Annotated in this window: 23 protein-coding genes; 8 read left to right on the top strand and 15 right to left on the bottom strand. The window is 67.7% G+C overall.

All coding sequences use genetic code 11. The features are described from left to right. A partial coding sequence (locus MHX64_RS01340) for an O-methyltransferase (RefSeq protein WP_370643371.1) occupies positions 1-351 on the top strand: 351 nt, incomplete at its 5' end. On the opposite strand, the gene glgC is transcribed toward MHX64_RS01340, so the two are convergent. Then, positions 348-1,565 (bottom strand): glucose-1-phosphate adenylyltransferase, encoded by a 1,218-nt coding sequence (gene glgC / locus MHX64_RS01335; RefSeq protein WP_239355515.1) that lies wholly within the window; start codon positions 1,563-1,565, stop codon positions 348-350. The two genes, MHX64_RS01340 and glgC, sit on opposite strands and share 4 nt — an antisense overlap. Positions 1,566-1,632: 67 nt before the next feature. On the opposite strand from glgC, the gene glgA reads away from it, so the two are divergent. Both glgA and MHX64_RS01325 read left to right on the top strand, forming a co-directional pair. After that, positions 1,633-2,790: a glycogen synthase gene (gene glgA, locus MHX64_RS01330; protein WP_239355516.1), complete on the top strand. Its 1,158-nt coding sequence runs from the start codon at positions 1,633-1,635 to the stop codon at positions 2,788-2,790. After that, positions 2,787-4,187, top strand: coding sequence for a GH32 C-terminal domain-containing protein (locus MHX64_RS01325; protein WP_239355517.1), 1,401 nt, complete (start codon positions 2,787-2,789; stop codon positions 4,185-4,187). Before glgA ends, MHX64_RS01325 begins: the two co-directional genes overlap by 4 nt. A 13-nt stretch (positions 4,188-4,200) precedes the next feature. Here the strand turns inward: MHX64_RS01325 and MHX64_RS01320 are convergent, their stop codons facing one another. From MHX64_RS01320 to dapE, 7 genes are read right to left on the bottom strand one after another with little or no spacing between them, the layout of a single operon-like run. Further along, the gene (locus tag MHX64_RS01320; protein ID WP_239355518.1) at positions 4,201-5,064 is read right to left on the bottom strand and encodes an SAM-dependent methyltransferase; all 864 of its coding nucleotides are present in this window, start codon (positions 5,062-5,064) and stop codon (positions 4,201-4,203) included. Positions 5,065-5,090: 26 nt separating this feature from the next. Then, positions 5,091-5,261 carry a DUF3117 domain-containing protein gene (locus tag MHX64_RS01315; RefSeq protein ID WP_070475087.1) on the bottom strand — a complete coding sequence of 57 codons (171 nt, stop codon included), beginning with the start codon at positions 5,259-5,261 and terminating at the stop codon, positions 5,091-5,093. Positions 5,262-5,276: 15 nt separating this feature from the next. Next, on the bottom strand, positions 5,277-5,585 hold the full coding sequence (locus MHX64_RS01310; RefSeq protein ID WP_239355519.1) for a cell division protein DivIVA: 309 nt from the start codon (positions 5,583-5,585) through the stop codon (positions 5,277-5,279). Between the two features lie 10 nt (positions 5,586-5,595). Continuing rightward, positions 5,596-6,312, bottom strand: coding sequence for a glucosyl-3-phosphoglycerate synthase (locus tag MHX64_RS01305; protein ID WP_239355520.1), 717 nt, complete (start codon positions 6,310-6,312; stop codon positions 5,596-5,598). Next, positions 6,309-7,160 (bottom strand): dihydropteroate synthase, encoded by an 852-nt coding sequence (gene folP / locus MHX64_RS01300; protein WP_239355521.1) that lies wholly within the window; start codon positions 7,158-7,160, stop codon positions 6,309-6,311. The genes MHX64_RS01305 and folP overlap by 4 nt, the downstream gene beginning before the upstream one ends. After that, positions 7,153-7,938: a TIGR00730 family Rossman fold protein gene (locus MHX64_RS01295; RefSeq protein ID WP_239355522.1), complete on the bottom strand. Its 786-nt coding sequence runs from the start codon at positions 7,936-7,938 to the stop codon at positions 7,153-7,155. Before MHX64_RS01295 ends, folP begins: the two co-directional genes overlap by 8 nt. A gap of 3 nt (positions 7,939-7,941) precedes the next feature. Continuing rightward, complete coding sequence (gene dapE, locus MHX64_RS01290) at positions 7,942-9,048, bottom strand: succinyl-diaminopimelate desuccinylase (protein WP_239355523.1); 1,107 nt, start codon at positions 9,046-9,048, stop codon at positions 7,942-7,944. 29 nt (positions 9,049-9,077) lie between these two features. Between dapE and MHX64_RS01285 the strand changes: the two genes are divergently transcribed. Genes MHX64_RS01285 through MHX64_RS01265 form a run of 5 tightly spaced genes read left to right on the top strand, consistent with a single transcriptional unit; the run spans position 9,078 to position 14,342 of the window. Further along, on the top strand, positions 9,078-10,010 hold the full coding sequence (locus tag MHX64_RS01285; RefSeq protein WP_239355524.1) for a succinyltransferase: 933 nt from the start codon (positions 9,078-9,080) through the stop codon (positions 10,008-10,010). Positions 10,011-10,068: 58 nt separating this feature from the next. Continuing rightward, on the top strand, positions 10,069-11,457 hold the full coding sequence (locus MHX64_RS01280; RefSeq protein WP_239355525.1) for an amino acid permease: 1,389 nt from the start codon (positions 10,069-10,071) through the stop codon (positions 11,455-11,457). Further along, positions 11,457-12,821, top strand: a complete 1,365-nt coding sequence (locus MHX64_RS01275; RefSeq protein WP_239355708.1) for an amino acid permease — start codon at positions 11,457-11,459, stop codon at positions 12,819-12,821. The genes MHX64_RS01280 and MHX64_RS01275 overlap by 1 nt, the downstream gene beginning before the upstream one ends. Before the next feature lie 5 nt (positions 12,822-12,826). Continuing rightward, positions 12,827-13,801, top strand: coding sequence for a 2,3,4,5-tetrahydropyridine-2,6-dicarboxylate N-succinyltransferase (gene dapD / locus MHX64_RS01270; RefSeq protein WP_194560299.1), 975 nt, complete (start codon positions 12,827-12,829; stop codon positions 13,799-13,801). Further along, on the top strand, positions 13,791-14,342 hold the full coding sequence (locus tag MHX64_RS01265; protein WP_239355526.1) for a GNAT family N-acetyltransferase: 552 nt from the start codon (positions 13,791-13,793) through the stop codon (positions 14,340-14,342). The genes dapD and MHX64_RS01265 overlap by 11 nt, the downstream gene beginning before the upstream one ends. Here MHX64_RS01265 and MHX64_RS01260 read toward each other — a convergent pair. The 7 genes from MHX64_RS01260 to MHX64_RS01230 all read right to left on the bottom strand — a co-directional run bounded on the left by MHX64_RS01260 (position 14,285) and on the right by MHX64_RS01230 (position 20,398). Further along, on the bottom strand, positions 14,285-15,373 hold the full coding sequence (locus tag MHX64_RS01260) for an HNH endonuclease signature motif containing protein (protein WP_239355527.1): 1,089 nt from the start codon (positions 15,371-15,373) through the stop codon (positions 14,285-14,287). The genes MHX64_RS01265 and MHX64_RS01260 overlap by 58 nt on opposite strands. An 87-nt stretch (positions 15,374-15,460) precedes the next feature. Beyond that, positions 15,461-16,024 carry a GtrA family protein gene (locus MHX64_RS01255; protein ID WP_239355528.1) on the bottom strand — a complete coding sequence of 188 codons (564 nt, stop codon included), beginning with the start codon at positions 16,022-16,024 and terminating at the stop codon, positions 15,461-15,463. A gap of 60 nt (positions 16,025-16,084) precedes the next feature. Further along, complete coding sequence (gene dapC / locus MHX64_RS01250; RefSeq protein ID WP_239355529.1) at positions 16,085-17,185, bottom strand: succinyldiaminopimelate transaminase; 1,101 nt, start codon at positions 17,183-17,185, stop codon at positions 16,085-16,087. 4 nt (positions 17,186-17,189) lie between these two features. Then, entirely contained in the window at positions 17,190-17,513 is a 324-nt protein-coding gene (fdxA, locus tag MHX64_RS01245) for a ferredoxin (RefSeq protein ID WP_239355530.1), read from the bottom strand. A gap of 13 nt (positions 17,514-17,526) precedes the next feature. Further along, complete coding sequence (locus tag MHX64_RS01240) at positions 17,527-17,850, bottom strand: hypothetical protein (RefSeq protein ID WP_239355531.1); 324 nt, start codon at positions 17,848-17,850, stop codon at positions 17,527-17,529. Next, positions 17,847-18,719: an N-acetyl-1-D-myo-inositol-2-amino-2-deoxy-alpha-D-glucopyranoside deacetylase gene (gene mshB, locus MHX64_RS01235; RefSeq protein WP_239355532.1), complete on the bottom strand. Its 873-nt coding sequence runs from the start codon at positions 18,717-18,719 to the stop codon at positions 17,847-17,849. The genes MHX64_RS01240 and mshB overlap by 4 nt, the downstream gene beginning before the upstream one ends. Beyond that, complete coding sequence (locus tag MHX64_RS01230; RefSeq protein WP_239355533.1) at positions 18,716-20,398, bottom strand: ABC transporter substrate-binding protein; 1,683 nt, start codon at positions 20,396-20,398, stop codon at positions 18,716-18,718. The genes mshB and MHX64_RS01230 overlap by 4 nt, the downstream gene beginning before the upstream one ends. Positions 20,399-20,409: the final 11 nt, after the last annotated feature.

Raw genomic sequence — 20,409 nt, 5'->3', positions numbered from 1 at the left:
CTGGTGGCCGCGGGCTTCGCGCCGTCGCGGGTGCGCTTCCTCACCTCCCGCCCGCTGGATGTGATGGGGCGCCTGGCCACCGGCGCGTACCAGCTCATCTACGCCGACGTCTCCGCCGTGGAGCTGCGCCCGCTCATCGACGCCGCGTGGCCCCTGCTCGCCCCCGGCGGCACGCTCGTCATCGCGGGCTCGCTTCTCGACGGCACCGTGGCCGACCCCACCCGCCGCGACCGCGACACTGAAGCGGCACGCGAGGCGGACGCTTACGTCGATACGCTTGCGCTCGAAGATGCGGCCCTTGCGCGCCTGCCTCTCGACGGCGGGCTGACGCTTCTGACCAAGCGCCGCTAAATTACCTCGCTCTTGCCCACGCACACCACGCCGTTGTCGGAGACGGTGAAACGCTCCCCGTCTCGCTGCGCGTCCACGCCGATGGTCTCGCCGTCGGAGACATAGACGTTCTTATCCAGGATGCAGTGGCGCACCACCGCGCCCTTACCCACGCGCACGCCCGGCATCAGCACTGAGCCTTCCACGGTGGCGCCTTCCTCCACGCGGACGTCGGTGGAGAGCACCGAGTTGCGCACCGTCGCACCCGAAATGATGGAGCCGGACGCCACGATGGACTCCTGCGCGATGCCGCCCATGACAGACTTCGCCGGCGGCAGGTTGTCCTCCTCCGTCGCGTGGATGGGCCACGCCTTGTTGTAGAGGTTGAACACCGGGTGCGAGGAAATCAGGTCCATGTGGGCCTCGTAGAACGAGTCCACGGTGCCCACGTCGCGCCAGTAACCGCGGTCGCGCTCGGTCGCGCCCGGGACCTCGTTGCGGGAGAAGTCGTACACGTTCGCCTCGCCCTGGGCCACGAAGTACGGGATGATGTCGCCGCCCATGTCGTGGGCGGAGTCCTCGTTCTGCTCGTCTTCCAGCAGCGCCTGGATCAGCGCCTCGGTGGAAAAGCAGTAATTGCCCATGGACGCGAACGTGGTCTCCGGGTCGTCCGGGGTGCCCGGCGGGTTATCGGGCTTCTCCAGGAACTCGGTGATCGTGCCGTCGTCGTCCGCCTGGATGCAGCCAAACGCGTGCGCCTCCGAGCGCGGCACGCGAATGCCGGCCACGGTGGCGGCCTTGCCCGAGGCGATGTGATCCTCCACCATCTGCGACGGGTCCATGCGGTAGACATGGTCCGCGCCGAAGACCAGCACGTAGTCCGGCGCGTCGTCGTAGATCAGGTTCAGCGACTGCACAATCGCGTCCGCCGAGCCCGAGTACCAGCGCTTGCCGCGGCGCTGCTGGGCCGGCACCGAGGCGATGTACTGCTGCGTCGGGCCGGAAACGTTCCATGCGGTGGCCACGTGGCGGTCCAGCGAGTGGGACTTGTACTGGGTCAGCACCGCGATGCGCATGTAGCCCGCGTTGACCAGGTTGGACAGGACGAAATCGATGAGACGGTAGTTGCCGCCGAACGGCACGGCGGGCTTGGCACGGTCAGCGGTCAGCGGAAACAGGCGCTTGCCCTCACCGCCGGCCAGGACGATGGCGAGAACTCGAGGCTGGCTTTTCATACCAGCCAGGCTAATGAGAATTTCAGGTCCCTGCAGGGAATCGCGCGCGTAAGTAGGCTCGGCGGTCATGAAAGTCGGAATGTTCACCCGCGAATACCCGCCGGAGGTCTACGGCGGCGCCGGCGTCCACGTCACCGAGCTGACGCGCTTCATGCGCGACATCGTCGACGTGGACGTGCACTGCATGGGCGCACCCCGCGACGCGGAAGGCGTTTATGTCCACGGCGTCGACCCCGCGTTGGAGGACGCCAACGGGGCAATCAAGACGCTGTCCACCGGCCTGCGCATGGCCGATGCCGCCGCTGGGCTGGACGTGGTGCACTCGCACACCTGGTACGCCGGCCTCGGCGGGCACCTGGCCGGCCAGCTGCACGAAATCCCCCACGTGGTCACCGCCCACTCCCTGGAGCCGGACCGCCCCTGGAAGCGCGAGCAGCTCGGCGGCGGCTACAACGTCTCCTCCTGGTCGGAGAAGAACGCCTTCGAGTACGCCGATGCGGTCATCGCGGTGTCCGCCGGCATGAAGGAGGCAGTCCTGCGGGCCTACCCGCGTATCGACGAAGCTAAAATCCACACCGTCTTAAACGGCATCGACCCGCAGAAGTGGTACCCCGACTCCGGCACCATCGCCGAGGAGCTGGGCGTGGACCCGGACAAACCCGTCGTGGCGTTCGTCGGGCGCATCACCCGTCAAAAGGGTGTGGCCCATCTACTCAAGGCGGCCCAAGCCTTCGACGAGGACATCCAGCTCATCCTGTGCGCCGGGGCCCCGGACACCAAGGAGATTGCGGCGGAGACCGAAGGGCTCGTCGACAAGCTCAAAGCTTCTCGCGACGGGGTGTTCTGGATCCAAGAAATGATGCCCGCGGAGAAGGTGCGCGAGGTGTACTCGCTTGCCGACGTGTTCGTGTGCCCGTCGATCTACGAGCCGCTCGGCATTGTGAACCTTGAGGCGATGGCGTGCGAGACCGCCGTGGTAGCCTCGCGCGTCGGCGGCATCCCGGAGGTCGTCGTCGACGGCGACACCGGCGTGCTGGTGGACTACGATGCCAACGACACCGCAGGCTTCGAGGCCGCCCTGGCCGAAGCCGTCAACGCCGTCGCAGGCGATAGCGAGCGCGCCGCCGCGATGGGCGCGGCCGGGCTCAAGCGGGCCAAAACCGACTTTTCCTGGGCAACCATCGCGCAAGAGACCGTAGAGATTTACAAGGGGCTGAACAGATGACCGTTTACCGTCCGGAACTGCACGTCACCGCCGAGCGCGGCATCCTCGAAGGGCCCGCCGGCATCTACCGCACCGGGGCTGCATCCGAGCGCGTCTGGAACATGTTCTACCAGTACCGCCCCACCCCCGACGCGCCCAGCCGCTGGGGCCACCAGCAAAGCGAAGAAGACCCGTTTAGCTGGGTGGACTGCAACGACGTCATCGTGCCCGTCGGCGGCGAAATCGCCGTCCGCGCAGGCAGCGTCTCCCCCGCAGGCGACGGCGTGGACCTGTACTTCACCTCCGCCACCGCGGCCGGCAACACGATCCAGGTCGCGCACGTGCCGCACGTCGACGAGCTGTGCTCCGACCTCGACGAGGACACCGACCTGGACGTTTCCGCGGCCGCGTCCCGCCTCGGCGCCGTCGTCGAAGACGTCGCCGGCGTGAGTAACTTCCGCTCCCCCTGCGTCGTTCCCGATTGGGACGCCGACACCGACCGCGACGACGCCCACGACGGCTGGCTCATGCTCGCCGTCTCCGGGCCCGAAACCGCGCCGAAGCCGGTCGTGCTCACCTCAGGCGACGGCCGCGACTGGAAACTCGAAGGCGTCCTCGAGTTCGAAGGCGAGACCGGCTTCGACCTCGACGCCTCCCTCGTCGCCCCGCGCATCGTGCGCCTGCGCGACGAAGTGGACGGCCAGATCCGCGACGTTTTGTTTGCCACCCTCGAGCGCGACGGCAAAGACACCGCCGTCTACGCCGTCGGCGAACTGCGCGGCAATGTCTTCCGCGTGGACACCCCGTTCACCATCGTTGACCACGGCCACGACTTCACCCGCCCCCGCAACACCACCTACAACCTGGTGGAAACAGCGAAGCTGTACGAGCGCGCCTACCTCTACGGGTTCATGACCAACACCGACCGCGCCGGCGACCCCACCCAAGAACCCAACTGGGACGCCGAAGGCTGGGCCAACGCCCTGACCCTGCCGCGCCGCGTCACCCTGCAGGGCGGCCGCCTCTACCAGGTGCCCGCCCCGGGACTTCCGGACGCCGTGGACAGCACCGACCGCGCCCGCATGTGGGCCGGGCTGTGCGAGGTCGCGCCGGGCTCCTCCGTCGTCGTGGAAGTTCTGGACGGAAACGGCGAGCCGGGCGTGGTGATCACCCACTCCGGCGACCAGATCACCCTCGACCGCTTGCACGGCTCCCCCGCCAGCGCCGCGCTGCACGACGAGGACGAGGACAACATCACCGTCATCGTCGACGGCTCCACCATCGAGGTCTACGCCGGCGGCGGCAGCGTGGTCATGTCCTCGCGTGTGTGGCTCGACGGCGGCTGCTCCGGCATCCGCACCCGCGCCCACGACGGCGCGGAGATCCACTCCGAGTGGCGCCGCGGCTACGTGCGCTAGGCCGTCGTAAGGCTTAGGCCTTGCGCATGCGGATCAGCTGCGCGCGAGCGGTGACTTTCATCTGCTCCGGCAGCTCCGCGAGGCGGGCCTGAAGCGTGTCGCGGTCCAGGTGGCGCGCGGACGGGCTCATGCCCACCTGGGCGGCGATGGCGTCGCGCTCAAGCAGCATTGGGAACTCGATGAGCTCCGGCTCCGCAGCCGGGGCCAGGTGACCCTCGGACTGGGCGATGAGGCGCTCGACCTTGCCCTCCTCGACGCCGAGGATGCCCAGCGGCTCGCGCAACTCATCCAGGTGGCCCTGGTCGGCGACGAGCATGACGGCCTCGCCGCCGTCCACGAGCACGCGCGCGAACTCGGCCGGGTTACGCGGCGCGAACACCACGGCCAGCGCGTGAATGCTGCCGGTGCGGATGGGCAGCTGCTCCCACACGTCCGCCACCACAGCGCCCAGTCGCGGGTGCGCCTTGGCCAGGTGCTTCGCGGCCGGCACGGACACGTCCAGGCCGACGCCGCGCGCACCTTCGATCAGGTCCAACGTGTGCGCCAGGTAGTAGCCGGTGCCGGCGCCGGCCTCCATGATCACCGGGTTCGCGGCGTCGCCGGCGGCGCGCTCCACAACGTCGGCGAGCGCGTCGGAGACTGCCTCCACGAACGGCGCGAAGTGGCCGTTGGACAAAAACGTCTCGCGGGAGTTGACCATCTCCAGCGAGTCACCCTCGTGCCCGATGCCCTTGCCGGCGGCGAGGGTGACGTAGCCCTGCTTGGCCACGTCATAAGAATGCCCCGATTCGGAAACGAGACGGGAAAAATCGTCTTCGCCCCGAAGCGGGGTCAGGTCTGCCGGGTCGGCGAGCACGTCCACAATGTCGTTGAGCATGTGGCGATACTACCGCGTTCGGCGCGTTAGGCTTCTGCGGCCTCCGTGAGCAGTCGGCCGAGCTCGCCGGCCTCCTCCTTGGACAGCTCCACCACGAGGCGGCCGCCGCCGTCGGACGGGATACGCATCACGATCTTGCGGGACTCCTCCACCGCTTCCATCGGGCCACTGCCGGTACGCGGCTTCATTGCTGCCATTCGTCTACGCTCCTTTTACTTCGCGATAGTTGACGCAGCCGATTCTACCTGAGCATCCTGCCTCTCGACGGGCCCAAGGTTGCCGCCGGCCAACTGCTCCAGCAGCGCATCCACCTGATCCATCCGGTAGCCGCGGTGCACCACCTCGAGCTGGATGTCGCCGAAGTTGCCCTCCTCCACGGCGCGACGGTTGGCCTCTTTGACGTCGGCGGTCGGCGGCATCGGCGGCTGCGCCTCGCCGCGGCCGAAGACGGAGGCGAACACGCGCACACCGATGATGCTCAGCAGCGCGAGGATGAGGATTAGCACGATCCAGGAAAGCATGACGGCTAGTTTAACCGGCGACCCAGGCGGGGCGCTCGCGGACCTGGATTTCGCCCACCCCGGCGCGCGCCAGGATCGTGCGGGAGACCACGTCCGCCATCGGCCCGAGCTGCGTCAGCGGGCGGTTGCGGTGCTCGCGGGGGCTCAGCTCCACTTCAGCGATGGAGGCGGGTGTGTGGGCGGAGGCGACGTCGATGAGCAGGCCCGCCTCGACGCCGTAACCTGCGACGAACGGGAGGCGCAGGGCGGTGGAGCGGCGGATGGCGTACTCGCCGGCGAGCGGCTGGCGGATGTGGGCGAGCTGCGGGAACAGGGCGCGCAGGAGCGGTTTGGCGGTCAGTTCGGTGACGCGGCCGCCGGCGCGGGCCCGCTCGTAGGAGGCTTTGACCAGGTGGACGGTGTCGTCGCGCAACGGTTCGGCGAGCGCGTCGACCCACCACGGCTCGAGCGAGGTCACGTCCGCGTCCACGAAGACCACGACGTCGCCGGCGGCCGCCTTCACCCCGCGCCACAGCGCCTCGCCTTTGCCCTCCCACGGCTCGCGGGGGTCCACCTCGCGCCACGGCACCACCCGCGCGCCCGCCTCCGCCACGAGTGTGGCGGTGGCGTCGGTGGAGTCCGGGTCGATCACCAGCACTTCGTCGGCGTGCGATGCCAGACACTTCTCGACGACCCCCGCCACCGTCGCTTCCTCATTCAACGCAGGAATGACAACACTGACCCTCACGCGAGCCCTCGCACAGTGTGCAGCGGGGCCATCTCGCCCTGGATCGCGGCGGTCATGCGGATCACGTCCAGCGTGGCCTCGACCTCGTGCACGCGGAACGCCGCCACCCCGCGCGCGGCCGCCCACGCGGTGGCGGCGAGGGTGCCGGGGACGCGCTCGGTGATGTCCGCGCCGAAAAGCCCACGGCCCAGCGTCTCGCCGACGAAGTCCTTGTTCGACAGCGCCATCAGTACCGGCCAGCCGGTGGCCACCAGCTCGTCCACGCGGCGCAAAAGCTCCAGGCCGTGGTAGGTGTTCTTGCCAAAATCGTGGGTCGGGTCGATGAAGATGCGCTTTTCCGGCACGCCCAGCGACGCCGCGCGCTCGGCCAGCGCCGTGGTTTCGGCGATGACGTCGGCGACCACGTCGTCGTAATGCACCCGGTGCGGGCGGGTGCGCGGGGTGATCCCGCCAGTGTGGGAGCAGACGTAGCCCACCCGGTGGTGGCCGGCGACCTCCACCAGCTCCGGGTCGAAGCCGGCCCACGTGTCGTTGATCAGGTCCGCGCCGGCGGCAACCGCGGCCTCGGCCACCGGCGCGCGCCACGTGTCCACGCTCAACGTCACATCCGGGTGGCGCCCGCGCGCGGCGGCGATCAGCGGCACGACGCGGTCGATCTCCTCGGCCACGTCCACATCGTCGCCAGGCCCGGCCTTGACCCCGCCGACGTCGATGATGCTGGCGCCGGCGGACACGGCGCCGTCGATACGCAAAAGTGCCTTCTCGGAGGCGAACGTCGCGCCCTTGTCGTAGAACGAATCGGGTGTGCGGTTGACAATCGCCATCACCTCGGCGAGCTGCTTAGTCATCCTTGAGGCGCTGATCCGTCATCACCTTGTGCTTCTCCACGATGTGCGCCACCGCCTCGTCCACCGAGTCGGTGACCAAAAACAGCTTCTCGTCGCCCGGCGAAATCAGCCCGCGGCCCAGCAGCTGCTCCTCGATCCAGGCCACCAGCCCCGACCAAAACTCGGTGCCCATCAGCACAATCGGGAAGTTGGTGACCTTGCCGGTTTGAACCATGCACAGCACCTCGAAGACCTCGTCCATCGTGCCGAAGCCGCCCGGCAGGGCGATAAACGCCTGCGAATACTTCAAAAACATGGTCTTGCGGGCGAAGAAGTAGCGGAAGTTCAGCCCCAGATCCACCCAGTCGTTCAAACCCTGCTCGAACGGCAGCTCAATGCCCAGGCCCACCGACAGGCCGTCGGCGTTGTGCGCGCCGCGGTTCGGGCCCTCCATCAAGCCCGGGCCGCCGCCGGTGATCACCGCGTAGCCGGCCTCCACCAGCGCCCTGCCCACGTCGTAGGACAGCTGGTACTCGTCCGTGCCCTCCCCCAGTCGCGCCGAGCCGAACACGGTGACGGCCTTCGGCATCTCGCTGAGTGCGTCGAAGCCCGCGACGAACTCGCTCTGGATGCGCATCACGCGCCACGGGTCCTCGTGGCGCCACTGGCTGTCCGCGTGCCCGAACGCCTCAAGCAGGCGCTGGTCGAACGTGGACGCCTGGTGGTCCGAACCGCGCAGCGCGATCGGGCCGCGCAGCTTCCGGTCGCGCTCCGGACGGGGAATGTTCAGCGGGGCCATTGACTACTCGCTTTCGTTGACGCTCAGGTACGACATCAGCTGCTCGAAGACCTGCGTGATCTGGTCCGTCGGGCACTGCTCGTCCTTCTTGTGGGCAAAACCAGGGTCGCCGGGACCGAAATTGACCGCGGGAACACCCAGGCTAGAAAAGCGCGCGACATCAGTCCATCCGAACTTCGCGCGGAAATTCCCGCCCACAGCCTTGACTAGACCGGCGGCCACCGGGTCGCCCAGGCCGGGCAGTGCGCCCGGCGCGATGTCGTCGTAGGTCAGCGTGAGCCCGTCGTCAAGCGAAAGTGCCTCCTCCAAGTGCGCCTTCGCATCCTCCACGGAGCGGTCCGGCGCGTAGCGGAAGTTCACGATCAACCGCGCGTGATCCGGGATGGTGTTGGTGGCCACGAAGCCCTCCAGGCCCACCACGTTGAGGCCCTCGCGGTACTCGCAGCCGTCGATCTCCACGGCGCGAGGCTCGTAGGCGGCGATGCGCGTGAGCACACCGGCCAGATCGTGCGCGGCGTTGTGGCCGAGCCAGCTTCGCGCGGAGTGCGCGCGGGTGCCGTGCGCGTCCACGAACACGCGGATGGTGCCCTGGCAGCCGGCCTCGATGATGGCGCCGGACGGCTCGCCGAGCAGCGCGATGTCGCCCTCGAGCCACTCCGGGTGGTCGCGCTCCAGGTGGTGCAGGCCGTTGTACTCCTGCGCGACCTCCTCGCCCTCGTAGGCGATGACGGTCAGGTCGTGGGCGGCTTTGCCCGGCTCGGCCAAGCGCGCGAACGCTGCCAGGTAGCAGGCCATGCCGGATTTCATGTCGACGGAGCCGCAGCCGTGCAAAACCGTCTGACCCTCCGGCGAGCTTGTGAGCCGATGCGGCGTGTTGTCCGCGAGCGGGACGGTGTCGATGTGCCCGGCGAGGACCACCCTTGAACCCAGCCCGAAGTTCGTGCGCGCCACCACCGTGTTGCCGAAGCGCGCAACCTCCGCGTGCTCGAGGCCGCGAAGCGCGCCTTCGACGGCGTCCGCGATCGCCTCCTCGTGGTGCGAGGGCGACTCGATGTCCACGAGCGCCGCGGAAAGTGCAATTGGGTCGGCGAAGAGATCTAAGGAAGTCACACGGCGATCCTACGTTTAGACTCGCAGGCATGTCTCAAGGAGCGCGCGCCGTCGGAATCGCCAACATCGCCATGAACGGCACCGTGCTGGACACTTGGTTCCCGTCGCCGGAGCTACTGCCTATCGACGGCACCTCCGGCACCCACCGCGTCTCCGCCCACGAACTCAGCCCGAAGTTTCTGAAACTTATTGGCGCAGACCACGACCGGTTGGTGGAACTCGTGCCGGTGCGCACCGTCATCGCGGACCTGGACGCACCGCCCATTGATGCCCACGACGTGTTTTTGCGCCTGCATCTGCTTTCGCACCGCATGGTGGAGCCGCTGTCGATCAACATGGCCGGCGCGTTGGAGCTGCTGCAGCCGGTGGTGTGGACCAACAAAGGCCCGTGCCTGGCGGACAACTTCGAAACCGTGCGCACCAACCTGCGGGCGCGTGGGCTGATCCACGTCTACGGCATCGATCGGCTGCCGCGCATGGTGGACTACGTCGTGCCGTCCGGGGTGACCATCGCCGAAGCCGAGCGCGTACGGCTCGGGGCGTACCTGGCCGAGGGGACTTCGGTGATGCGCGAAGGCTACGTCTCCTACAACGCCGGCTCGCTGGGACCTGCGCGGATTGAGGGGCGGCTTTCGTCGTTCGCGGTGGTCGGCGGCGGGACCGATCTGTCGTTGTCGTCGGCGCTGATGGCATCACGGGTCAGCGAGTTTGAGCGTGCACCGATGCGGGTCGGGCGGGACTGTCGGCTGCACCCGTCTGCCGGCGTGATCGGGGTGGATTTGGGCGACCGGTGCGAAATCGGCGTCAACGTCATGCTCGAACCGGAAACCATGGTCTTCGACGTGGAAACCGGCACCCAGGTGCCCGCGCGGACCATCGCCGGGCGCGCGGATCTTCGCATCGAACGCGAACCGTTTTCCACCTCGCCGGTGGTGCGGCGGCGCACTTTAGGCGTCGATTAGCGAAAAGTTGCGGAATATATTGCCCTTGACGCAATAGCTTGCGTTTAAGGTGTTCGACATGTCGACACCAGTTTCCCCCGTCGCGGATTCCACCGCGCTCGCCCGCGGGCTGAAGACACGCCACCTGACCATGATGGGCCTCGGCTCCGCCATCGGCGCCGGCCTGTTTCTGGGCACCGGCGTGGGCATCGCAGCCGCCGGGCCCGCCGTGTTGATCGCGTACGTCATCGCCGGATTCATCACCGTCTGCTTCATGCAGATGCTCGCCGAGATGGTCGCCGCCAGGCCGTCCTCCGGCACCTTCTCCACCTACGCCGCCCAGGCGTTCGGGCCGTGGGCCGGATTCACCATCGGCTGGCTGTACTGGTTCATGATGATCATGATCATGGCCGTGGAAATCACCGGCGCCTCCGCCATCGTCGCCGCGTGGTTCGGCATCTCGCCGTGGATCCCGGCGCTGGTGGCCATCGTGGCGTTTACCGTGATCAACTTCTCCGCCGTGAAGAACTTCGGCGAGTTCGAATTCTGGTTCGCCCTGATCAAGGTCGCGGTCATCGTCGCCTTTTTGATCATCGGCGTCGCACTGTGGCTCGGGCTACTGCCCGCCAGCGGATTCGTTGGGCTGAAAAACGTCAACGAAGTCGGCTTCATGCCCAATGGCTTGTCCGGTGTGGCCACCGCGCTGCTAGCCGTGGCGTTCGCGTTCGGCGGCATTGAGCTGGTCACCGTCGCCGCAGCTGAATCCGAGGACCCGCAGGCGGGCGTGCACTCCGCCATCCGCTCCATCATCTGGCGCATCTCCGTGTTCTACATCGGCTCCGTGCTGCTGATCGTGCTGCTTTTGCCGTTCGACCAGATCGGCGGGGCCGACTCCGCCGCCGACTCCCCCTTCACCGCTGTGCTCGAGCTGGCCAACATCCCGGGCGCGGTGGGCATCATGGAGGCCGTCATCGTCGTGGCGCTGCTGTCCGCCTGCAACACCCAGATCTACGGCTCCTCGCGCTTTCTGCAGAACCTCGCCGTGCGCGGCGACGCCCCCGCCTCCTTCGCCCGCACCGACACCCGCGGCGTGCCCATGCGCGCCGTGGTGGTCTCCGTCGCCTTCGGCTTCGCCGCCGTGGCGCTGCAGTACTGGAACCCGCCGGGCCTGCTGGCATTTTTGCTCAACGCGGTCGGCGGCTGCCTGATCGTGCTGTGGATCGTCGTCGCCCTGTCGTTCGTACGGCTCCACCCGAAGCTGGTGGCCACCGGCGAAATCACCGAGGTGCGCATGTGGGCACCGGCTGTCCTGCCGTGGGTCATGATCGCGCTCGCCGCGGGCGTCATCGCGCTGATGCTGGCCGACGCGGACGGGCGCTTCCAGATGCTCGCCGTCACCGTCGTCGTCGGCGTCATCGCCATCGCCGGCGTGATCCACCAGAACGTGCAAAAGAAGGCGGTCGCGTGATGGCCGGAGGGACGTCGACAAGCAACAGCGATCTCGGCTCCGGCCTGAAATCGCGGCACCTCACTCTCATGGGGCTCGGCACCGCCGTGGGCGCCGGGCTGTTCCTCGGCGTCGGCGTGGGCATCCGCGCCGCCGGGCCCGCGATCCTCATCGCCTACGCGATCGCCGGGCTAATCGTCATCGCCGTGATGCGCATGCTCGGCGAAATGGCCGCCGCGCACCCCTCCTCCGGCTCCTTTGCCACCTACGGGCGCATGGCGTTCGGCCACTGGGCCGGGTTTCTGCTCGGCTGGATCTACTACTTCCTGCTGATCATGGCGTGCGGCGCCGAACTCACCGGCGCCTCCGCCATGATGGCGGGCTGGTTCGGCGTGCCGCAATGGGTGCCCGGCCTCATCGTCGTGGTCGTGCTCACCGCCGTGAACCTCGCACAGGTCAAAGGCTTCGGCGAGTTCGAGTACTGGTTCGCCATGATCAAAATCGCCGTGATCCTGGGCTTTTTGGTCATCGGCGTGCTGCTGTGGGCCGGCGTCCTGCCCGCGAGCGGGTTCGTCGGCTTCGGCAACGTGCGCGAGTCCGGCTTCGCCCCCAACGGCGTCGCAGGCATCGCCGCAGGCCTGCTCGCGGTGGCGTTCGCGTTCGGCGGCATCGAGGTGGTCACCATCGCCGCGGCCGAGTCCGAAAACCCCTCCGACAACGTCAAGCGCGCCGTCAATTCCATTATCTGGCGCATCGCGCTGTTCTACATCGGCTCCGTGACCGTGATCATCCTGCTGCTGCCGTACACGGCGATCGACGGCGCGGACTCCGCCGCCGACTCACCGTTCACCGCCGTGTTGGAAATGGCCAACATCCCGGGCGCAGCCGGGTTCATGGAGGTCGTGATCGTGCTCGCCCTTTTGTCCGCGTTCAACGCGCAGATCTACGGCACCTCACGCCTGGGCTACCAGCAGGCGCTCGAGGGCGACGCGCCAGCGTGGATGGCGCGCACCAACGCCGCCGGCGTGCCGCGCAACTCCGTGCTCATCTCCGTGTTCTTCGCGTTCGTGGCCGTGGGTCTGCAGTGGTGGAACCCGCCGGGGATGATCGACTTCATCATGTCCGCCACCGGCGGCTGCCTCATCGTCACCTGGATCATGATCACCCTGAGCTTTATCAAGCTCCACCCGCGCATCAGCGCTTCCGTGGTGCGTGTGCGCGGCGCGTCGTGGGTGCCGTGGGTAACCCTGGCGGCGCTGCTGGGGCTGACGGTGCTCATGCTTTTCGACGACACTTCGCGCTCCCAGGTCATCAGCGTCACCATCCTGTCGTTGATCCTGATCGCCATGTCCTTCCTCACCCGTGACCGGGGTGCCGTAAGGTGACTGGCATGAATTCCCCAACTTCCGCTATCGCGCGCGGCGTCGCCACCATCACCCATGACGGCACCGTGCTTGACGTCTGGTACCCCGCCCCGTTAGTAGATGAGCCGGTTGAGGAAACCGGGACGCGTCGGTTGGCAGAGCCCGACGCCCGCTTCGAGGACCTCGTCGGCCCCGACGAGGCGCGCGGTGTGGCGCGTGTGGCCGTGGAAACGGCAATCAAGGATCTGGCCGAGCCGGCCGTGGACGCCTATGACGTCTACCTGCGTCTGCACCTGCTGTCGCACCGTCTGATCCGCCCCCATGGCGCGAACATGGACGGCGTGTTCGGCCTGCTTTCCAACGTGGTGTGGACCAACTACGGCCCCTGCGCCGTCTCCGACTTCCAGATGACCCGCGGCCGCCTCGCTGCCAAGGGCCCGGTCGTGGTGTTCTCCGTGGACAAGTTCCCGCGCATGGTCGACTACGTCGTGCCGTCCGGCGTGCGCATCGGCGACGCCGACCGCATCCGTCTCGGCGCCCACCTCGCCGAAGGCACCACCGTCATGCACGAAGGATTTGTGAACTTCAACGCCGGCACCCTCGGCGCCTCCATGGTTGAAGGCCGTATCTCGGCGGGCGTTGTCGTCGGCGACGGCACCGACATCGGCGGTGGCGCCTCCATCATGGGCACCCTGTCCGGCGGCGGCAAGGAAGTCATCTCGCTCGGCGAGCGCTGCCTCCTCGGCGCCAACGCCGGCGTAGGTATCTCGCTCGGCGACGACTGCATCGTCGAAGCCGGCCTCTACGTCACCGCCGGCACCAAGGTCGTGCTCACCGCCCCGGTCGCCGAGGCGCTGGGCAAGGAGCCCGGTGCCGAGATCAAGGCACTGGAGCTCTCCGGCGCGAACGGCCTGCAGTTCCGCCGCAACTCCGTTTCCGGCTCCGTCGAGGCGGTTCCCGCCAAGGGCATCGAGCTCAACGAAGCCCTGCATGCCAACTAAGGGATACATTCCCCCGCTCGGTGACGCGGAGCTGACCCTGCTCCCCTGGCGCGAGGTACCCTCGTTGCCGGGGATCCGCGACGATCTCGTCGCGTCCTGCAACGACCCGGACATGGTGCGTTGGACCACCATCCCAAATCCCTATACCGGCGAGCACGCCGACGATTTCCTGCTGGATCCACCCGAGGGCGTCCACAGATGGGCCTACGTGGTCGACGGCCGCTACTGCGGCAACATCGAGCTGCGCCCCGGCGGTGTACTGGGATACAACACCGCGCCGTGGGCCCGCGGACAGGGGCTCACCGCCCGCGCGCTGCGACTTGTCGCCGCCCACGCGTTCACCCAAGGTCTGCGGCGGCTAGAACTGCACATCGCCGTGGACAACGCTGCCTCGCGCCGCACGGCTGAGAAAGCCGGCTACACCTTCGACGGGCTTCTCCCCGACCCGGTGCGCCTGCGCGGCCACGAGGACGCGCTGGCCCGCTACGTCCTCCCCGCCCCAGACGAGGCGGAGCCGAACAGCACCTCCATCGCCCCGTAGGGGTGGTGCCGGTTCGACGCCGGGATCCCGTTCGGCGAGACCCACCTCGGGATCCCTTTGACGCGTTTGACGCTGCCGCGCCTGTTCGCGTGCGAGGCGATGTCATGGTTGATTTGGTTGTGGTAGCGGCACACCGGGACGAGGTTCCGCATGTTCGTCTCGCCGCCTTCTGCCCACGACTGCATGTGGTGGATCTCGCAGGCATCGGAGCCGTGTCGGCAGCCCGGCCACGGGCACACCGTGAGCGTCATGCGGGCGAGGTCGCGCTGCTTGTCGTTGGCGTAGCGCTGCGTGTGGTAGAGGTTTACCGGCCCCTCGTTCGGGTGGAACAGCGCGACCTCTGCTAACTCGGGTTCCATTGCCAGGTATTCGGCGCCGGTGATGGTGGTGCCGTCGGTGAGACCGAGTATCACCTCGTCGCCGTCGCCAGAGAGGATCTGCACGTGCTGGTCCAGCCCCACCACCACAATCGGGCGTCGGACGGCGAAGGGTATGCCTCCGCCGCAGCCCCGGACGAGATCTAAGAATCTTCGCAGCATCTGCGGCCCCGGCGGCTTTGTCGGGTCGAGGTCTTCGCGCAGGTAGTGCTCGATGTCGGCGGCGTCGTGCTCGTCGGCAGTGATGTGGATCGTTCGTCGGCCGTGCACCGACCGTCCAAAAGTGACCTGCAGCTTAGGTTTGGTCCGCGCCGGCTTGAGAATCAGCCGGTCGGCTTTGGCTTTCAGCTCGTGGTGGGTGCTGAACTTTTCCAGCAGCTTGCGGCGCACGCGCCACCGCTCGGCTTCGTTGGGGATCTTCTTTACTCGGTCTTCGATGTAGACCAGCTGACTCAGCGGGAAGGCTTCGGCGGCTTTGCGGCCTAAGCGTTGGTGTTTGGTCCACCGGGTGGCGCCGAAATAGAGCTTGTGGATGGATTCCCACTTGCTGGCCAGGTTCGGTATTACGCCGGCGGCGATGGCGGCGCGCTTGTCAAAGCCTTCAAGCACGCGGATGGTCGGTTGTGTGTCTAGGAACTCTTGGAATGGTGTCATGGCACACAAGCTACGACCGCGCAAGACCCGACACTAGACCCGTGCCAAAATGTGGATAACTTTTCCTGAGAATTTCACAATCCCCAGCTAGACGGAAGATTTTGACTTTCCGAAGGTCCAGAATTTGTTGATGATGAAGTTCACCGGCATGGCAATGAACGTCGAAATGGCTTGCGCCCAGTAGGACTTGGTGCGCAGCCCGGAGGAGTCGTCGAAGATGTGGTCCGGCAGGCCAATCCGCGTCGTGGGGTTCATCAGAAGCGTCATGCAGGTCAGCGACACCGCGAACGCGAGCGCGCCGGTGGCCAAAAACGGGAAGAAACCGCGCAGCCAGGAGCGCGCGTGCACGCCGCGGAAGGTCCAGGAGCGGTTGAGCTGGTAGTTCCAGGTGTTCGCCAGCACGAACGCGAGCGTGGACATCACGTGGTACCAGCGCACGTTCCAGCGGGTGGAGCCGAGTTGCATCAACACGTCGTTGGCGTGGAGGTCAAGGCCGTTTTCCAGAGCTTTGTTGGCCAAGTAGAACACGACAAAGTTGACCAGCACTCCGGAGCCGCCGACGATGCCGAAGCGCAAAAACTGGCGCAGTCCGGCGACGAATCGCACCGCTGTGCTCCCGCCGGCTGGGGCGGCGGTGTGCTCATGCGTCACGGTCAACCTCCTCGAAAAAGTACGCAAAACTTACGTGAGTGTAGTCGCGGGAGGTCGACGCTAAGAAATCAGGCGCTTGGCGGCTTCGCTGATGCGATCGTCGGTGGCGGTCAGCGAGATGCGCACGTGGTTCGCGCCGGCGGGCCCGTAGAAGTGGCCGGGGGCTGCCAGGATGCCGCGGTCCGCGAGCCATTCCAGGATTTCGCGGGAGCTCATTGCTTCTCGACGGCACCAAAGGTACAACCCGGCATCCGAGTCGTCGATAGTAAAGCCAGCTTCCGGCAGCGCCTTCATGAGCTCGACGCGGCGCATGGCATAAGTGGAGCGTTGCATTTCCTCGTGCAAGTCGTCGCCGAGGGCCGCGACCATGGCGGCCTGGATGGGGCCCGGCACGATGAGGCCGGAGTGCTTGCGCACGAGAAGCAGCTCCTGCACCAGCTCCTCGTCGCCGGAGATGGTGCCGGCGCGATAGGACGCCAGGTTGGACGTCTTCGACAGCGAATGCAGGGCGAGGAGCCCGGTGTTGTCGCCGCCGGTGACGGACGGGTGCAGGATGGACACCGGCTCGGCGGACCAGCCGAGGTAGAGGTAGCACTCGTCGGAGGCGATGATCGCGCCGGTGTCACGGGAGAACTCCACCCAGGCGCGCATCTGCTCTGCGGACGCCACTGCCCCGGTCGGGTTCGACGGGGAGTTGACGAAGACTAGCGAGGCGTCGCGCGGGGCGGCCGCGGGGTCGTCGCAACGCACGACTTCGCATTCGGCCATCAGTGCGCCGACCTCGTAGGTGGGGTACGCGACCTTCGGGATGACCACCTTCGCGCCGCGCAGGCCCAAAAGCGTGGGTAGCCACGCCACGGCCTCTTTCAGACCGATGACGGGCAGCACGGAGCGCTCGTTCAGCCCGGCGATGCCGAAGCGGCGCGCGAGCGCGGAGACGATCGTGGCACGCAGCTCGGGCGTGCCGGCGGTCTGCGGGTAGCCGGGGGCCGCGGCGGCTTCGGTCAGCGCGAGTTGGATCGACGGCGCGACCGGGTCGACGGGGCCGCCGACGGAAAGGTCGATGAGCCCGCCTTCGTGCGCAGCGGCGCGCTCACGCACGTCCGCGATGGTGTCCCAGGGGAAATCTGGCAGCCGCGATCCGAGTGGAGTGCGAGCCAAGGGCCTAGTCCTGGTTCTGCGGCGGCAGGGCGGCCACGAACGGGTGGTCGAAGTCCTGCGGGCCGGTCTTGGCGGCGCCGCCCGGGGAGCCGAGCTCGTCGAAGAAGCCGACGTTGGCGTCGTAGTACTCGCTCCACTCGTCGGGGGTGTCGTCCTCGTAGAAGATGGCCTCGACCGGGCATGCCGGTTCGCAGGCGCCGCAGTCGACGCACTCGTCGGGGTGGATGTAGAGCATGCGCTTTCCCTCGTAGATGCAGTCGACGGGGCACTCTTCAACGCAGCTGCGGTCCATGATATCGACGCACGGTTGAGCAATCACGTAAGTCATGGCAAACAGTATGTCACTTCCGTCGAACCATGGGCCAAACGCCACCCACTATGCCGGCAACAAAGAGCACCAACGACCAGCCGGTTGGCGGGAGTACGGCCAGTGAAAGGAAAAACGCGCATCCCCACACCCCCAGCGGCGCGAGCGCCCAGGTTTCGGACCACAGCCGCGCCGTCTTCGTCAGCACCGCGTTAAACAGCAGCGCCACAACCGCCCAGATCCAGTTGAGGTAGACCACCTCTAGCGCGAGCGAGACCAGTGCGCCGACGCTGAGCCACACTAAACCGGCGACGGCTTCGCCCCTGGAGAAGTCGTCGCGCACTACAGGTTGGGTCATCGCTCGATCCCGGCGAGCAGCGAAGTGCCGTCGTGAAGCGGAAGCCCCGCGCCCAGCTGGTAGTGCTCGACGCGCTGGATCGGCTGGATGATCAGGTTGGACAGCGCGTAGTACACAACGGGGCCCGTCGCGAGCGCGGCGTGCGGGTTGACGTCGGTGGTGCGCCCGTCCGCGATCCACAGCTGCGTGGCGTGCGCGCGCATCGCCTCCACCTTGGCGCTGTAGGCGGCGTCGTCGAGCTCGACGCGGACGTCGGAGGATTCCACGCCGTCGAGCTCGCCGTCTTCGGGCAGGCGCCAGCCCTCGGGGGCCTCGGCGGGCATGAGCGCCGCGGTCTCCTCGGCAAGCCGCACCGCCCACATGATCCGCGGGACATCCACGCGCTCGGCGGCGGCGTGGGTGATCTCGTGGGCGCGGATGTGGTCCGGGTGGCCGTAGCCGCCGTCGGGGCCGTAGGTGAGCACAAGGTGCGGCTTTTCCGCTTCGAAGATGGCAGCAAGCTTCTCGACGGCCGCGTCGCCCGAATTCACAAACGCCCGCGGATTTTTACTCGCCGGCGAGCCCGCCATGCCGGAGTCACGGAAGCGGCCGGCACCGCCGAGGAACTGCCCGCGCGCGCCGATCGCGTCCAGGGAGCGCCGCAGCTCCTGGATGCGAAAACCCCCGAGCTGGTCCGCCTCATCGACCACGAGGTGCTGGTACGGCTCGCCGATGACCTCGCCTTCCTCGCCGAGGGTGCAGGTGACTATCAGCACGTCCGCGCCGCGGGCGGAAAGGTCTGCAAGGGCGCCGGCGGTGGTGATTGCTTCGTCGTCCGGGTGGGCGTGCACGGCGACAACGCGGTAGCCGGAAAGGTCTCGAACGGTCATGGAACCTCCTGAATTTTTGATCGCCGCTTCACTGTATCGGCTAGCTTCCACTTGCCTGCCGACGACAACCCGCCCGGCCACTGCCCCGGCTGCGTGCCGGCCGCGCGCACCCCGCCAGCGGTGGCGGCCAGGCGTGTTTCGTGCAGCAGGGGCACCCAGAGCGCTTCGCGGTGCTCGATCGCCGCGGCGCGCTCAGCTGCGGCGGCGGGCGGAATCTCGCCCGCGAGGATTGCGCGGGCCAACTCGTCGCCGGCCACCGAACAAAAGCCGGCGAGGTTTCCGGCGCGGCCGGTCTCCGCAGGACACGCGATGCGGCTGGCCAGGGTGTCTGCGGAGTCGCCGTCGTTGCGCCAATGCACCACAACGTCCACCTCACCCGCAGGCAAGCTGCGCGCGGCGATGGCGGGCAACTCATTGGCCACGATGCGTGCGGGCACGCCGGCGGCGTCCAGCAAATCCACCAGCGACCGCGCGGCCGCGGTGGCCGCCGGGTCCGCGGCGTCGGCGGCCACGCGCAGCACCTTGCCGTCCGCGGCCAGCGCGTGCAGCAGCGCCAGTGAACCCGGTTCGGTAGGTGCCGCGGCGTGAACGTTGGTGCTACGGCGGGCGGCGATGTGGGCGAGCAGGGGGACGTCGATAAGCGACCGCACCTCGGCGCGCGCCTGCGGCGAAAGCCCGCTGGTCGCCGAAAGCGTCACGCCGAGGGTGCGGGTGCCCGCAAACGTGCGGGTGTCCGCCCCCGGGATGAGCCCGAGAACATCCTCGGTGGTGTCCTGCGGCACCATGTCCACGAAGGCGAGCTGGCCGCTGCGCAGCTGATCCGCCACCTGGGTGGTGTCGCGCGCTGCGGCGAGAGTAAGAATGTCAATCGGCGCCGGGTCCGGCCCCCAGAACCTGTCGTTGCGGTTCAGCGTGACGGTGCCGTGCGCGCGGTCCACGCTGCGCACCAGGTAACGGCCCGCGGAGGCGGGGACGGTGTTGCGCAGCGCGTAAGCGAAATCGGCGGCATCCGCGGCAAGTAAGTGCGACGGCAAAAGGTGCCGGAACAGCACCTCCCAATTCGCCACCGGCTGCGCGAAATCCACGTCCACGACCTTGCCGCCGGGGCCGCTGACGCGCACGTTGGTCACCGCGCGGTACGCTGCCGGGTCCACCACGCCGGCGGTTGTTGTCATTCCGCGCCACAGGTAGGCGAAGTCCGCGCCGGTGATCGGGGTGCCGTCGGACCACTGGGCGTTCGGCGCGATGACGTACCGGACCGTGAACGCGTCCGGGGACGTCGGCAGCACCGACGCCCCGACGAGCAGGTTCGGGTCCTTTGCGCCGTCTGCTTGGAACGCGCTGGGCAGGACAAGGTCTGCGATGCCGCGCACCACGGCGGACTCGTCGCCGACCAGGTGCGGGTTGAACCCCGCGCGTACCGGGTCGACGCCGATCTGGACCTGCGGACGTCCATTGGCGGGTTCGTGGTCGGTGCCCTGCTCCTCGGCGTTGTCTGCGCCGTTAGCGCTGTCTGCGTCGCCGCTATCGGCGTCGTGCTCCGAGACGGCATCCGGGCGGTCCTCCGGTTCCACCAGCGGCGGCGGGCCGGGGTTGGCCGCGCACGACGCCACAAGGCAGAGCACGGAAAACGCCGCCGCAGCACGGGTGGCTGGGCGGCGCGTTCTACTTGGGTGCATGGAAGAACAGG

The sequence above is a fragment of the Corynebacterium sp. ACRPZ genome, from assembly GCF_022346205.1.
Taxonomy (GTDB): domain Bacteria; phylum Actinomycetota; class Actinomycetes; order Mycobacteriales; family Mycobacteriaceae; genus Corynebacterium; species Corynebacterium lehmanniae.
Note: the sequence above shows the minus strand (reverse complement) of the source record. Positions and strands in the feature narration are given on the sequence as shown.